This window comes from Devosia sp. 67-54 (assembly GCF_001899075.1).
Taxonomy (GTDB): Bacteria; Pseudomonadota; Alphaproteobacteria; order Rhizobiales; family Devosiaceae; genus Devosia_A.
Genome location: NZ_MKVA01000006.1, coordinates 105,864 through 119,866, shown reverse-complemented (window position 1 = coordinate 119,866; position 14,003 = coordinate 105,864). Strand labels below are relative to the sequence as shown.

Here is a 14,003-nt window from a genome sequence, read left to right as displayed (position 1 = left end):
TTCGGAGCGCGTCGGAGCCATCGAGATATGCCTTCCACCCCCTCTAAAGTCAACGTTCGGAGGCCCAAGTGCCTGATTTGACTCAGGGCTGGGAACAGCGCTCATGCGGCCGGGTTTTCCCCGGTGAAAACTGGGAGGGACTCTTGATCCCGGATTCGCGGGCCGTGTAGTATCCGGGCGTTGGGGCACGATATCTCGTGTGGCGGACCCTTCCGACCTACGATGAGTAGAGTTTCGGCCGATTGCACCTCCCGCAACGGCACGGCGAGGGAGTCCGTCTAGAAGGCGGTAGGAGCTATGGAATCTATGGGCTGGACCGAAGAGCGCGTCGAGCTGCTGAAGAAGCTTTGGCTGGAAGGATTGAGTGCCAGCCAGATCGCCGGCGTGCTCGGCGAGGGGGTTACCCGCAATGCGGTGATCGGCAAGGTCCATCGGCTGAAGCTGACCGGCCGCGCCAAGCCCGCGAGCTCGACGCCGCGCGCCCGTACGGCGCCGCGCGCACCCGGTATCCGGCGCGTGTCGACCAGCAGCGGCGCCGGCCGCCCAAGCTCGGGCATCGCCAGCATGATGAAGTCGCGCAGCATGCCGGCCGCCCCGATGCATGGCGCCACGGCGCTCAAGATCGACACCGATCTCGAGGTCGAGGCTTATGTCGCGCCACAGGTGCAGGAGCTCTACATCCCCGAGGACCAGCGCCTCAGCCTGCTGCAGCTCAACGAGCACACCTGCAAATGGCCGATCGGCGATCCGCTGACGCCGGATTTCTACTTCTGCGGCCAGCACTCGGAAGAGGGTAAGCCCTATTGCGACTTCCACTCCCGCCGGGCCTACCACCAGATCGAGAAGAAGAGGCGGTAGCGCTGCTTGCATAGGGGCGAATGCGAGCGCATATTTGCCTCATGGTCACTTCGGCAGCCCGCAAATCTCCCGTCCGGAAGCGCCGTGCCTATGAATATCTGGGCACGACGAGCGATGGTGTGCGGATTATCAAGCCGCCGCGCGGTCGCGGTAATCTGACCGACGCGCAGATCAGGCAGATCGTTGAGGGGTTGCTCGACAGCACCGGGCTCCGCAGGAAATCGGAACCGGCAGAGTAGCCATATGGCGGACGGTTCGCGCGACGTCTTCGTGAACTGCGCGTTCGATGCCGACTTCAAACCTATTTTCGATGCAATCGTCTTCGCGACCGTGCGAAGTGGGTTTCGCCCGCGTGCGGCGCTTGAGACGGACGACAGCTCCGAAAGCCGCTTCGCCAAGATCCAGCAATTGATCGAGGAATGCCCGCTAGGCATCCACGATATTTCCCGCGTGGAGGCCGGCGGCACGCCACCCCTGCCCCGATTCAACATGCCGCTGGAGCTCGGCGTCTTTCTCGGCGCCAAGCGCTTCGGCGACACCACGCAGAAGCGCAAGCGCGCACTGATCCTCGATGTCGAACGGTATCGCTATCAGCGGTTCATGTCCGACATCGCCGGGCAGGACATTCATGCCCATGGCGGCGACCCCGCGGTGGCCATCAGCGAGGTGGCCAACTGGCTGCGTGTCTATTCCAGTGCGGCCAACGTCCCGGGCGGCAAGCGGATTGCCGAAGAATATGCCCTGTTCTGCGAACAACTGCCGGCGAGACTGGCCAGCCTGGACCTGCATCCGTCCGATGTGTCCTTCAACGATTTTCGTTCGATCGTGTCGGTGTTCGTAGAAGCAATCTAGCTCATGCGTTCGCGGCGAACCGTTCGTCGAAGGCGTAGCCGGCGCCGCGGACGGTGCGGATGGGGTCCTGCTCGCGGCCGCGGTTGATGGCCTTGCGCAGGCGGCCGACATGCACGTCGACGGTACGCTCGTCGACATAGACGTCGTTGCCCCAGACGCCATCGAGCAGTTGCTCGCGCGAATAGACGCGGCCGGGATGGCGCATCAAATATTCGAGCAGGCGGTATTCGGTCGGCCCCAGATGCAAATCGCGGCCGGCGCGGCGGACGCGGTGGCTCTGCCGGTCGATCTCGAGGTCGCCGGCCTTGAGCACGTTGGCCAGCAATTGCGGGCTGGAGCGGCGCAGCAGCGCCTGGATGCGGGCCACCAGCTCGGGCATCGAGAAGGGCTTGACCACATAGTCGTCGGCGCCGGTGGCGAGGCCACGCACCCGTTCCTCCTCCTCGCCGCGCGCGGTGATCATGATGATCGGGGTGCGCGCCGTCTCGTCGCGCGAGCGCCAGCGGCGGGTGAGTTCGATGCCGCTGAGGCCCGGCAGCATCCAGTCGAGCAGGATCAGGTCGGGTACGCCGTCGCGGATGCGCTCCACCGCCTCGTCGCCGCTTTCCGCCGAGACCACGCGGAACCCCTCGGCCTCGAGGTTGTAGCGCATCAATTCGCTGAGGTCGGCTTCGTCCTCGACGATGAGCAGGGTCGCCGTCATCTTGCGGTGGCCTATTCCTTGATTTGCATGCGGTGCAGTTCTTCCGCCGTCGCCTGCGACAGCTGCCGCCCGGTGGCCAGATAGAACGCGGATTCAGCGATGTTGGTGGCGTGGTCGCCGACCCGCTCGAGGCTCTTGGAGCAGAACAGCAGGTGCGTGCACTGCGTGATGTTGCGCGGGTCTTCCATCATGTAGGTCAGCAGCTCGCGGAACAGCGAAGTGTAGAGCGCGTCGATCTCGTCGTCGGAATTGCAGACTTCGACCGCTGCCTGGGCGTTGCGGGCCGAATAGGCATCGAGCGCTGCCTTGAGCTGGCGCAGGATGAGGTCGGCCATGTGCTTGACCCCGTTGTAGAATTTCGGCGTGAGGCTGAGACCTTCGATCTGCAGCGTGCGCCGGGCGACGGTCTTGGCCATGTCGCCGACACGCTCGAGGTCGCCGGCGACGTGGATGGCGGTGATGATGGCGCGCAGATCCTGCGCCATGGGCTGACGGCGGGCGATCATCGACACCGCCATCTCGTCGATCTGGCGGTGCATCTCGTCGACCCGCTTGTCGTTGGCGATCACGGCGCGGGCGGCGGCGTGGTCGAGCTTCAGCAGCGCCCGTGTGGCGTCGGCGATCGCCGCCTCCACCGTACCGCCCATTTCGGCGATCTGCGAGGCCAGCGAGGTGAGCTCCTCGTCATACGAGGCAACGGTGTGCTCCTGCAGGGAGATGGGCATGATATCCTCCGTCAGCCGAAGCGGCCGGTGATGTAGTCGTGCGTGCGCTTCTGCGTGGGCGCGGTGAAAATCGTCTCGGTCCGGCCGAACTCGACCAACTCGCCAAGATACATGAACGCGGTGTACTCGCTGGCGCGCGCCGCCTGCTGCATGTTGTGCGTGACGATGGCGATGCAGAACTCGGCGCTCAGCTCTTCGATAAGCTCCTCGATCTTGGCCGTCGAGATCGGATCGAGCGCCGAGGCGGGCTCGTCGAGCAGCAGCACTTCGGGGCGCACGGCGACGGCGCGGGCGATGCACAGACGCTGCTGCTGGCCGCCGGAGAGACCGAGCCCCGACTGGTGCAGCTTGTCCTTGACCTCGGTCCACAGCGCGGCCTTGCGCAGCGCCGCCTCGACGCGACCATCCATCTCGGATTTGCCGAGCTTTTCGTAGAGGCGGATGCCGAAGGCGATGTTGTCGTAGATCGACATCGGGAACGGCGTCGGTTTCTGGAACACCATGCCGACCTTGGAGCGCAGCAGGTTGAGGTCTTCGCTGCGGCTGAGGATGTTGCGGCCGTCGAGCAGCACCTCGCCGGTGACCTTCTGGCCCGGATAGAGGTCGTAGATGCGGTTGAGGATGCGCAGCAGGGTGGACTTGCCGCAGCCGGAGGGGCCGATGAAGGCGGTGACCGTCTTGTCGCGCAGCTCGAGGTTGATGCCCTTCAGTGCCTCGAAGCCGTTGGCGTAGAAGAAGCGCAGATCCTTGACCTCGACCTTGACGGGATGCGGCTCGGAATTGGGCACGAAGGTGCTCGCGACAGGATTGGGCACCGGCGCAGCGTGCGTTGGAATTGTCGGCATGTCCATCGTCATGTCTTTCACTATCGCTGGTTGCCGCGGCCCGCGACCCAGCGCGCCACGATGTTGAGGGCGAGGATGGCGACGGTGATCAGCAGCGCGCCGCCCCAGGCGAGCTTCTGCCAGTCGTCATAGGGGCTGGTGGCGAACTGGAAGATCACCACCGGCAGATTGGCCATCGGCGCGCCGAGGTCGGTCGAAAAGAACTGGTTGTTGAGCGCGGTGAACAGCAGCGGCGCGGTCTCGCCGGTGACGCGGGCGATGGCGAGCAGCACGCCGGTGAGGATGCCGCTCATGGCGGCGCGGTAGATCACCGACACCATGGATTTCCAGCGCGGCGCGCCGAGGGCGGCGGCGGCTTCGCGCAGCGCGTTGGGGACGAGGCCGAGCATGTCCTGCGTGGTGCGGTTGATCACCGGCAGGGCGATGAGCCCAAGCGAAGCAGCACCGGCCCAGGCGGAGAAGTGCCCCACCGGCACCACCACCACGGTGTAGACGAACAGGCCGATGATGATCGAGGGCGCCGACAGCAGGATGTCGTTGACGAATTTGGCCGCCTCGCCCAGCCAGTGGCCGCGCGAATATTCGCTGAGGAACGTGCCGGCGAGGATGCCGACCGGGGTGGCGACGACGATGGCGATCACCGTCATCGCCAGCGAGCCGACGATGGCATTGAGCAGGCCGCCATCCTCGCCGGGCGGCGGCGTGTTCTCGAGGAACATCTGCGGCGAGATGGCGGTGAACCCCTTCACCAGCAGCGTGGCGAGGATCAGGAACAGGAAGACGAGGCCAATGACCGCCGCGACGATGGCGAGGAGCATGGCGACGGAATTGCGGGTGCGGCGGGCGGCGTAGCTCGACATCGGGCGGCTCCTCACTTCACCTCGGCCCGCACCAGCAGCCATTTGGCGAGCGCGAGCACGGCGAAGGTGATGACGAACAGGATGAGGCCGAGCGCGATCAGGCTCGAGGTGTAGAGCGCGCCGGTCGCCTCGTTGAACTCGTTGGCGATGGCGGCCGAGATGGTGGTCGCCGGAGCGAGCAGCGAGGGTGAGATGTTGTGCGAATTGCCGATGACGAAGGTCACCGCCATGGTCTCGCCGAGGGCGCGGCCGAGCCCGAGCATGACGCCGCCGACCAGCCCGACGCGGGTATAGGGGATGATGATCGACCAGCACACTTCCCAGGTCGTCATGCCCATGCCGTAGGCGCTCTCGCGCAAGAGCGTGGGCACGGTGAGGAACACGTCGCGGGTGATCGAGGTGATGAAGGGCAGCACCATGATGGCGAGGATGATGCCGGCGGTGAGCAGCCCGATGCCGTAAGGCGCGCCGCCGAACAGCACGCCGATCAGCGGCAGTTGGCCGAGGCTGCCGATCAGCGCCGGCTGCACCGTGCTCTGCAGGAACGGGGCAAGGAAGAAGAAGCCCCACAACCCGTAGATGATCGAGGGGATGCCGGCCAGGAGCTCGATGGCGGTGCCGATCGGGCGGCGCAACCGCTGTGGGCAGATCTCGGTGAGGAAGATGGCGATGCCGAAGCTCACCGGGATGCCGATGATCATGGCGATCAGCGAGGTGACCAGCGTGCCGTAGATGGGCGCCAATGCCCCGAAGATTTCCTTCACCGGGCTCCAGCGCTGCGTCCACACGAAGGCCGGCCCGAAGGTAGAGAGCGCGGGCCAGGCGCCGATGAGCAGCGACACCAGCACGCCGAGCAGCAGCACCACAACGAGGGCCGCCGAACCCAGGGTCAGCAGGTAGAACAGCCGATCCTGCACGACGACGCGCTGGGCGCTCCTGCGCGCCGCTCCGCTTGTCCTGTCGTCCAGCATGCCCGCGCTCAGCGCCATGGTCGTCGTCCTCGGGGAAGGAGACGGGCGCCGGAGCGCCCGCCTATTGTGCGTCGCAGCCGGCTCAGTTGGCCGGGGTGAACACCGGCTTGCCATCGGCGGCAATGCCCGACCAGGTCTTTTCGATCAGCGCCACGACGTTGTCGGGGATGGAGACGTAGTCGAGCGCCTTGGCCTGGTCCTTGCCGGATTTGTAGGCCCAATCGAAGAACTTCAGCGCTTCGGCAGCAGCCGCGGCCTTGTCCGGCTGGGCATGGATCAGCACCCAGGTCGAGGCGGCGATCGGCCAGGTGTTGTCGCCCGGCTGGTTGGTGATGATGACGTTGAAGTTCTTGGCGCCGGCCCAGTCGGCATTGGCACCCGCGGCGGCGAAGGTGTCGAGGTTCGGCTCGACGGTCTTGCCGGCGGCGTTGATCATCCTGGCGTAGCTCAGGCTGTTCTGCTTGGCGTAGGCGTATTCGACATAGCCGATGGCGCCGACGGTCTGCTTGACGGTGTTGGCGATGCCTTCAGAACCCTTGGCGCCGATGCCGACCGGCCATTCGACGGCGGTGTCAGATCCGATATCGTTCTTCCAGTCGTCGGATTCCTTGCTCAGATAGTCGGTGAAGTTGAAGGTGGTGCCAGAGCCGTCCGAGCGGTGCGCGATGGCAACCGGGGTCGCGGGCAGCGTCAGCGAGGGGTTCAGCGCCTTGATCGCCGGATCGTCCCACGAGGTGATCTTGCCCAGGAACAGATCGGCGAGGGTCTTGCCGTCGAGCACGAGGTCGCCCGGCTTGACGCCGTCGATGTTGACGATCGGCACGATGCCGCCCATCACCATCGGGAACTGCACGAGGCCGTTCTTGGCGAGCTCGTCGTCCGACAGCGGCTTGTCGGTGGCGCCGAAGGTCACGGTCTTGGCCTCGACCTGCTTGATGCCGCCGCCCGAGCCGATGGACTGGTAGTTGAGGCCGATGCCGGTGGCGGTCTTGTAGGTGTCGGCCCATTTGGCGAACACCGGATAGATGAAGGTCGAGCCGGCGCCGGAGATGTCGGCGGCGAGTGCCGTTCCAGTCAGCGTCGCGGCAATGGCGACGGCAGCGAGGCCACCCAGGATTGCGTGCTTCATGTCATGTCCCTTTCGAACAGAGCGGGGCAGTCGCCCCTGTCAGGCTGGCCGGATGCCACGGACCTGATCGAGGGCGACTCCTAGAGGCCGTTGGCTCAGCTTTTATGTCAGCCGGGCGACACTTCCGTGACAGGGCAACTCACGGAAATCGCAACGCTTTTGCGTGAACATCTGCGCCGCCTGTGGCGGCTCCGCGGGCTACCTGTGCAGCAGCACCTCGACGCGGGTGCCCTCGCCGGGCGCGGATTTGATCGTCAGCAGGCCGTGGTGGCGGTTGACGATGTGCTTGACGATGGCGAGGCCGAGGCCGGTGCCCTTTTTCTTGCGGCTCGATTCGGCGTCGACGCGATAGAAGCGCTCGGTCAGCCGCGGCACGTGCTGCTGGGCGATGCCGTCGCCGTGGTCGGTAACGGTCACGGCGTAGTCATAGCCGACGCGGCCGGGGGTGATGGCGATCTCGACGCGACCGCCGCTGGCGCCGTATTTGAGCGCGTTGTCGACGAGATTCTCGAACACTTCGTAGAGCTCGGTCCGCTCGCCGGTGACCGGAGCGGTTTCGGGCGCGGTGATCTCGACCTCGACGCCGGCGTCGCGCGCCTGCGTCTCGAGGCCGTCGCGGACGTCGCGCAGCAGCAGCGACAAATCCACGGTGCCGGTCGGCCGCAGATGCTGGCGCATCTCGATGCGGCTCAGCGACAGCAAATCGTCGATGAGGTTGGACATGCGGCCCGCCTGCTGCCGCATGATGCCGAGGAAGCGGCCGCGCGCCGCCTCGTCGTTGGCGGCGGGGCCGAGCAGCGTGTCGATGAAGCCGATCAGCGAGGTCAGCGGGGTGCGCAGCTCGTGGCTGGCATTGGCGATGAAATCGGAGCGGAGCTGGTTCATCCGCTTCTCCTCGGTGAGGCTGCGCAGCGTGACGGCGAGCCAGCCGTCGCCGCCCACCGGTGCCACCTCGACGCGGTGCCAGGTCTCGTTGGGCACCGTCTGGTGCAGCTCCACCGTCTGCGCCGTGCCGCTGCGGCGGGCGGCATCGATCGCGCCCAGCAGCGCCGGATTGCGCACCGAGGCGGTCAGCAGCGCCCCCTGCGCGAGATCGGGAAATTCGCGCGCCGCCGCCGGATTGCGATGCAGCACCAGGGCCCGGCGGTCGAGCAGCAGCAGCGGATCGGGCAGCGCGTCGGCCAGCCCGCCGAGGATGTCGAGGCGTGTCTCGGGCGAAATCGTCTCGACCATCGCTATCTCCTTCCAACGCCGCGGTAACTCAAACCGGCAACTGCCCCTTGCCACAAAAGCGGGCGGGATGCACCGTCCGTGGAAACGGAGATCGCCCATGGCCGACGCGCCGCACCCCGAATTCGACATCGACAATCCCGACCTGCCCAAATGGATCAAGAAGGGTGCGCTCAAATCCGGCGGCTATCCCTACGACAAGCGCATGAATGACGGCGACTATCTCGACGCGCTGCGCGTGCTGCAGCTCGAGCTGGTGAAGCTGCAGACGCATCTGATCAAGACCGGCGGGCGCATGATCGTGCTGTTCGAGGGGCGCGACGCCGCCGGCAAGGGCGGCGCCATCGACGCAGTGCGCGAGCACCTCAACGGCCGCTACTGGCTCGACGTGGCACTGCCCAAACCGTCCGACCGCGAGCGCACGCAATGGTATTTCCAGCGCTATGTGGACTGGCTGCCGGCGGCCGGCGAAACCGCGCTGTTCGACCGCTCGTGGTACAACCGGGCCGGGGTCGAGCCGGTGATGGGGTTCTGCACGCCGGAGGAGACCGACAGCTTCCTCGACGAAGCGCCGCGCTTCGAGCACATGCTGGTGCGCGACGGCATCCATCTGTTCAAGTTCTGGCTGTCGATCGGCCGGGAGATGCAGCTCAAGCGCTTCCACGACCGCCGCCACGATCCGCTCAAGCAGTGGAAGATCTCCGATATCGACATCGCCGCGCTGGGCAAGTGGGACAGCTATACCGACGCGGCGCACCGCATGCTGAAGACCACCAGCACGGAATTCGCGCCGTGGCATGTGGTGCTGGCCAACGACAAGCGCCGCGCCCGGCTGGAGCTGATCCGCAGCATTCTCGCGGCCCTCGACTATGCCGGCAAAGATCCCAAGACGGTGGGCGCGGTGGACGAAAAGATCGTCGTCGACCCCGACCGCTACGTGCAACAGCACAGCGAAAGCTGACCCCGCCCCGGGCGCCGGCTGGCGGCGTCTGCGATCCCTCCGGTGCTCGACCCGAAATAAATCTGAGTTCTAATCTCAGATTTGTTTGCCGCGCGATTGTCATCCAACGCGACTAAGGCACTGGTAACATCGGCCGGCATGGTCTTAACTCGACGTTTCCGCGGCAACGACCGCGGACAGTCTTCACGGGGTTCAACTGAGGGAGATCTCAATGAAAACGTTACTGTCCCGGCTGCTGGCCGGCGCGCTGCTCGGTGCTTCGGCGCTCGGCGCGATGTCTGCGCCGGCGTTGGCCGACGATGTCAAGATCACCGTCGTCGGGGTCGGCGACATCTACGATTTCGAGGGCGCGGGAGTGCGCGGCGGCTTCGCCCGCCTCAATGCCGTCGCCAAGGCCGAGAAAGCCGCCAATCCGAATACGCTCTACGTCTTCGACGGCGACATGATTTCTCCCTCGCTGCTGTCGGGCATCGACTACGGCGCCAACACCATCCAGCTCACCAATGTGGTGCCGTTCGACCTCGCCGTGCCCGGCAACCATGAATTCGACTTCGGGCCGAGCGTCTTCCTCGACCGCGTGAAGCAGTCGAAATTCCCCTGGGCGGCGATCAACATCGAAGGTCCGGACGGCAAGCCTATCGACGGCGTCGGCCACGACACGGTGATGAAGGACATCGCCGGGGTGAAGGTGGCGCTGGTGCCGATCCAGCTCGACGACACGGTCGAGCTCGCCACCACCAAGGACTGGAAGTTCGATCCGTCGGTGGCCTCGGCGCTCAACGCCGCGCAGAAGGCCCGCGACGACGGCGCCGACCTGGTTATTGCCGTCACCCACACCGACCACAGCCAGGACTATGCGCTGCAGGATTCGCACAAATTCGACCTGATCGTATCCGGGCACGACCATGATCTGCGCATGGGCTGGGACGGCATCACCGCCTATGTCGAGACCTCGACCGAGGCGAACTACCTGCCGATCGTCGACCTCAACGTGGTGGTGACGCCCGCCAGCGGCGACAAGAAGCGCACCGTCACCTGGTCGCCGGAGTTCCGCATCGTCGACACGGCGACCGTGACGCGAGATCCGGACACGCAGAAGATCGTCGAAGAGCTCAAGACCAAGCTCAGCGCCGAGCTCGACGTCCAGATCGGCACCACCACCAACGAGCTCAGCAGCGAGCGCGCCGTGGTACGTGGCGAAGAGAGCGCCATGGGCAACCTCATCGCCGACGCCATGGTGGCGCAGTCCGGCGCCGAGGTGGCGGTGACCAATGGCGGCGGCGTCCGCGGCAACAAGGTCTATCCGGCCGGCACGGTGCTGACCCGCAAGGACGTGTTCACCGAACTGCCGTTCGGCAACAAGACCGTGGTCGAGGAAATCAGCGGCGCCGACCTGCTGGCCGGCCTCGAGAACGGCTTCAGCCAGGTGGAACAGGGCGCCGGCCGCTTCCCGCAGGTCAGCGGGCTGGTGATCACCGTCGATCTCACCAAGGCGCCGGGCGCCCGGGTGCAGACGGTCACCGTCAACGGCAAGCCGCTCGATCCGGCCGCGACCTACAAGCTCGCGACCAACGACTATATGATCGGCGGCGGCGACGGCTACACCGCCTTCTCCAAGGGCAAGGTGCTGGTCGACCCGTCGGCGGCGCATCTGATGGCGTCCGACGTGATCGACTACATCACCGCCAAGAAGACGATCGACGCCAAGGTCGATGGCCGCATCACGATGAAGAAGTAGACGCGGCGCTTTGAACCGGGTTAGAGGGGCGGCACAGTGCCGCCCCTCGCATTTTCAGGAGCACCATGAGCAGGTTCGTCAGCGTCGGCGAGTGCATGATCGAGATGTCCGGCGGCGACGCCGGCAATTATCGGCTCGGCTACGCCGGCGATACGCTCAACACCGCCTGGTATGCCCGCGCCTGCCTGCCGGCGGAGTGGACGGTCGACTACGTGACAGCGCTGGGCGACGACCTCTATTCGCAGCAGATGGTCGAGTTCTTCGCCGACAACGGCATCGGCACCGGCCACATCCAGAAGCTCGAGGGCAAGCGCCCTGGCCTCTATCTGATCCACCAGGCGGAAGGCGACCGGCATTTCACCTATTGGCGCGGACAGTCGGCGGCCAAGCAGATGGCCGACGCGCCTGGCGCGCTGAACGATGCTCTAGCCGGCGCCGACATCGCGTATTTTTCCGGCATCAGCCTTGCCATCCTCAATGCCCGCAGCCGCGGCAGGCTGATCCGGGCCATCCACCTCGCACGCGAAAGCGGCGCCTGGGTGGCGTTCGATCCCAATGAGCGGCCGGCGCTGTGGACCAGCCCCAAGGTCATGGGCTCGACCATCGCCGCGGCGGCGATCGTCGCCGACATCGTGCTGCCGACCTTTCCCGACGAGGCGGCGCTGTTCGGCGACGCTTCGCCCGAGGCGGTGGCGGAGCGCTATCTGAGCTGGGGCGCCGAGGAAGTGGTGGTCAAGAACGGCGCCGAGCCGGCCTATGTTGCCTCGCGCGAGGGCCAGGGCCGGGTGGCGCCACAGCCGGGCGCCAAGAGCGTCGATCCGACCGGGGCCGGCGACAGCTTCAACGGCGCCTACCTCGCGGCGCGGGCGGCGGGCCGGCCGCCGCTCGAGGCCGCGGCCGCGGCGCACGCCATCGCCGCAACGGTGATCGGCCATCGCGGCGCGCTGGTGCCACACGCGCTGCTGGCGCGGTAGGCTTTTGTCTGCGCTCTGGCCGATCGGTCGCGAGAGCGCCCGATCGGCCAACCGCTAGAGGCTTTTGTTTTGCGCTCTGTCCGATCGGCCGCGAGAGCGCCCGATCGGCCAACCGCTTGGTTCTATCTTCGCTCTGTCCCATCGGCCGCGAGAGCGTCCGATTGTCCAACCGCTTTAGAACGCGCCCTGCGAGGAGACGATGTAGGCCTCCTCCTCCGGCGTCGAAACGCGGCCGAGGGCGAGGTTGCGGCGCGGGAAGCGGCCGAAGCGCTGGATCACGTCGGCGTGCGCCTGGGCGAATTTCAACTGCTCGGGATGGCCGAGCGCCAGATACAGCCGTACCGATTCCTGCTGCATCGGCAGCGATTCCGCGTGCATGAAAGGCAGCAGGAAGAAGCCGCGCCGCTCGGGCGAGACGAAATTGTGATGGCCGCCGCCCACCGCCTCCTGCGCCAGCGCCAGCGCCATGCCGTCGGTGGCGAAGGCGCGGGCCTCGCCGCGGAACAATTGCCGCGAGAACTGGTCGAGCACGATGATCTCGGCGAGCCGCCCGTCCGGGGTCGAGCGCCACCCCCAGCCTTCGCCGCGGGCAATGGCGGCATGGGTGCCAGCGAAGGCGGCGGCGATCTCGGCATCGAACTCCGGCTTGCCGGAGAACCAGTCGGTGGGGCCGTGCTCCTCGAACCAGAATTTCAGGACGTCGTCGGCGGTGCGCATGGGGGCGATGTTAACGGATTTTGTGCAGGAGTCATGTCCTCGGAGCGGTTTGGCGAGTCCTGGAAACCGGCAACCCGCTGCAAGCTTTTGTCTGTGGCGTTGCCGAAGCGGAAAAGCGCCGTCGCTTTTCCTGGACACGCCCTCGGGAGACTGCCATGCGCCTCGTCAAGCTCACGACCGACGACAACCCGGTGTTCGTCAACCCGGACTATGTAGTGTCGGTGCGCAAGGGGATGAAGGACACCGCGGTGCAGACCGTGGCGGCGGTGTACACGGTCAAGGAAACCCCGGAAATCGTGGCGCGGCTGCTGGGCGCCGAGGAGCTGGCGGTGGACGTCACCCCATCGGCGCCGCGGCTGATCGAGATCGACCGGCAGTAGCAGCATAGCCCGGCGCGGGCGGCACGCAAGCGTCAGCCGGCGGTGACGACCTTGACCAGATTGCCCGACGGATCGCGGGCCTCGATGCCGCCGCCGATTTCGCCGAATTCGTAGTGCTGGTGGGTGAGCCGGGCGCGAACGTCGTCGAGGCTCGCCTCATCGGGAACGACGATGGTGAAGAAGCGCAGACCCGCCGAGCCGGCCGGCGCCTGCCTGGCATCCGGTCCCGACCAGACGTTGAAGGCGATGGCGTGCGGCGGGTAGTCGAGCCCGACATCGCCCATGCCGAACTGCCGGATGATGAAGAGGCCGCCGAAGCCGAGACCGTCGCGGTAGAAGCGCATCGCGTGCTCGAGGTCGTTCACGTGCACGTGGACGTGGCCGATGCGGGTGCCGGCCGGCATGGTGGGCTCGAGCACCGGCCTGTCGCCGAGCTCGCCGATGAGGCCGTCGAGGTCGATGGGCTCGCGGCCGGAATGCGGCTTGCCCTCGGTGGTGGTGGCATAGGCGCCGGCTTCGGGATCGCCCAGGGTGCCGCGCCAGGGCGTCTCGAAGGTGATCTCGATGCCGTTGCCGTCGAGGTCCCACAGATAGATCGCCTCGGAGACGAGGTGGTCGGTGGGCGCGATGCGCACGCCGCGCTGCAAGGCGCGCACGGCGAATTGCGCGAGGTCGCGCCGCGCCGGGACGTGGATGGCGACGTGGTAGAGGCCGGTGGTGCGCGCCACGACCGGCCGCACGGCGCCGGTCTCGAGCACGATCAGCACCCTGCCGCCGACGCCGAGGCTGAGCGCGTTGCCCGCCTCGGACATGAGGTCGAGGCCGACCACGTCGCGCCACACCGCCAGCGCCTTGTCGCGGTCGGTGACGGCGATGTGCACCGGGCCGAGGCGGGTGGCGAGCGGCAGCGCCGGAGCGCTGCGGACCTTGGACTGGGACTCGACGGGGAAGATCATCTGCGGCTCCGGGTGGCGTTCGCCAGCATATAGGCGCGCCGCGCCGCGGTGGAAACGGCGCGAGGTTCAGCCGGACCGAAGGCTTCGTTCGCTTAGACGCTCCA

General features: G+C 66.5%; 15 protein-coding genes. 6 read left to right on the top strand and 9 right to left on the bottom strand.

Annotation, left to right across the window (positions count from 1 at the left end):
• Positions 1 to 306: 306 nt before the first annotated feature.
• Together BGO82_RS11925 and BGO82_RS11920 are read left to right on the top strand one after the other, a co-directional pair.
• On the top strand, positions 307 to 858 hold the full coding sequence (locus BGO82_RS11925; protein ID WP_291305822.1) for a GcrA family cell cycle regulator: 552 nt from the start codon (positions 307 to 309) through the stop codon (positions 856 to 858).
• Positions 859 to 1,101: 243 nt separating this feature from the next.
• Positions 1,102 to 1,710, top strand: a complete 609-nt coding sequence (locus BGO82_RS11920; RefSeq protein WP_291305821.1) for a hypothetical protein — start codon at positions 1,102 to 1,104, stop codon at positions 1,708 to 1,710.
• 1 nt (position 1,711) lies between these two features.
• On the opposite strand, the gene phoB is transcribed toward BGO82_RS11920, so the two are convergent.
• The 7 genes from phoB to BGO82_RS11885 all read right to left on the bottom strand — a co-directional run bounded on the left by phoB (position 1,712) and on the right by BGO82_RS11885 (position 8,176).
• Complete coding sequence (gene phoB / locus BGO82_RS11915) at positions 1,712 to 2,413, bottom strand: phosphate regulon transcriptional regulator PhoB (RefSeq protein ID WP_291305820.1); 702 nt, start codon at positions 2,411 to 2,413, stop codon at positions 1,712 to 1,714.
• A gap of 11 nt (positions 2,414 to 2,424) precedes the next feature.
• A complete protein-coding gene (phoU, locus tag BGO82_RS11910; RefSeq protein WP_291305819.1) occupies positions 2,425 to 3,138 on the bottom strand; it encodes a phosphate signaling complex protein PhoU in 714 nt (237 codons plus the stop codon).
• A gap of 11 nt (positions 3,139 to 3,149) precedes the next feature.
• Entirely contained in the window at positions 3,150 to 3,989 is an 840-nt protein-coding gene (gene pstB / locus BGO82_RS11905) for a phosphate ABC transporter ATP-binding protein PstB (RefSeq protein ID WP_291305818.1), read from the bottom strand.
• A gap of 14 nt (positions 3,990 to 4,003) precedes the next feature.
• Positions 4,004 to 4,843, bottom strand: a complete 840-nt coding sequence (gene pstA, locus BGO82_RS11900; protein WP_291305817.1) for a phosphate ABC transporter permease PstA — start codon at positions 4,841 to 4,843, stop codon at positions 4,004 to 4,006.
• Between the two features lie 11 nt (positions 4,844 to 4,854).
• Positions 4,855 to 5,832 carry a phosphate ABC transporter permease subunit PstC gene (pstC, locus tag BGO82_RS11895; protein WP_291305816.1) on the bottom strand — a complete coding sequence of 326 codons (978 nt, stop codon included), beginning with the start codon at positions 5,830 to 5,832 and terminating at the stop codon, positions 4,855 to 4,857.
• A 64-nt stretch (positions 5,833 to 5,896) separates the two neighbouring features.
• On the bottom strand, positions 5,897 to 6,943 hold the full coding sequence (gene pstS, locus BGO82_RS11890) for a phosphate ABC transporter substrate-binding protein PstS (RefSeq protein WP_291305815.1): 1,047 nt from the start codon (positions 6,941 to 6,943) through the stop codon (positions 5,897 to 5,899).
• 198 nt (positions 6,944 to 7,141) lie between these two features.
• The gene (locus tag BGO82_RS11885) at positions 7,142 to 8,176 is read right to left on the bottom strand and encodes an ATP-binding protein (protein ID WP_291305814.1); all 1,035 of its coding nucleotides are present in this window, start codon (positions 8,174 to 8,176) and stop codon (positions 7,142 to 7,144) included.
• Between the two features lie 97 nt (positions 8,177 to 8,273).
• Here BGO82_RS11885 and ppk2 point away from each other — a divergent pair, with 97 nt between their 5' ends.
• The 3 genes from ppk2 (at position 8,274) to BGO82_RS11870 (ending at position 11,846) form a co-directional block, all read left to right on the top strand.
• Positions 8,274 to 9,134 (top strand): polyphosphate kinase 2, encoded by an 861-nt coding sequence (gene ppk2 / locus BGO82_RS11880; RefSeq protein WP_291305813.1) that lies wholly within the window; start codon positions 8,274 to 8,276, stop codon positions 9,132 to 9,134.
• A 211-nt stretch (positions 9,135 to 9,345) separates the two neighbouring features.
• Entirely contained in the window at positions 9,346 to 10,872 is a 1,527-nt protein-coding gene (locus BGO82_RS11875) for a bifunctional UDP-sugar hydrolase/5'-nucleotidase (RefSeq protein ID WP_291305812.1), read from the top strand.
• Positions 10,873 to 10,937: 65 nt separating this feature from the next.
• Complete coding sequence (locus BGO82_RS11870; protein ID WP_291305811.1) at positions 10,938 to 11,846, top strand: sugar kinase; 909 nt, start codon at positions 10,938 to 10,940, stop codon at positions 11,844 to 11,846.
• 174 nt (positions 11,847 to 12,020) lie between these two features.
• On the opposite strand, the gene BGO82_RS11865 is transcribed toward BGO82_RS11870, so the two are convergent.
• Positions 12,021 to 12,563, bottom strand: a complete 543-nt coding sequence (locus tag BGO82_RS11865) for a DUF924 family protein (RefSeq protein ID WP_291305810.1) — start codon at positions 12,561 to 12,563, stop codon at positions 12,021 to 12,023.
• Between the two features lie 155 nt (positions 12,564 to 12,718).
• Here BGO82_RS11865 and BGO82_RS11860 point away from each other — a divergent pair, with 155 nt between their 5' ends.
• Positions 12,719 to 12,943 carry a hypothetical protein gene (locus tag BGO82_RS11860; RefSeq protein ID WP_291305809.1) on the top strand — a complete coding sequence of 75 codons (225 nt, stop codon included), beginning with the start codon at positions 12,719 to 12,721 and terminating at the stop codon, positions 12,941 to 12,943.
• A 32-nt stretch (positions 12,944 to 12,975) separates the two neighbouring features.
• Here BGO82_RS11860 and BGO82_RS11855 read toward each other — a convergent pair whose 3' ends face one another.
• Positions 12,976 to 13,899 (bottom strand): VOC family protein, encoded by a 924-nt coding sequence (locus BGO82_RS11855; protein ID WP_291305808.1) that lies wholly within the window; start codon positions 13,897 to 13,899, stop codon positions 12,976 to 12,978.
• Positions 13,900 to 14,003: the final 104 nt, after the last annotated feature.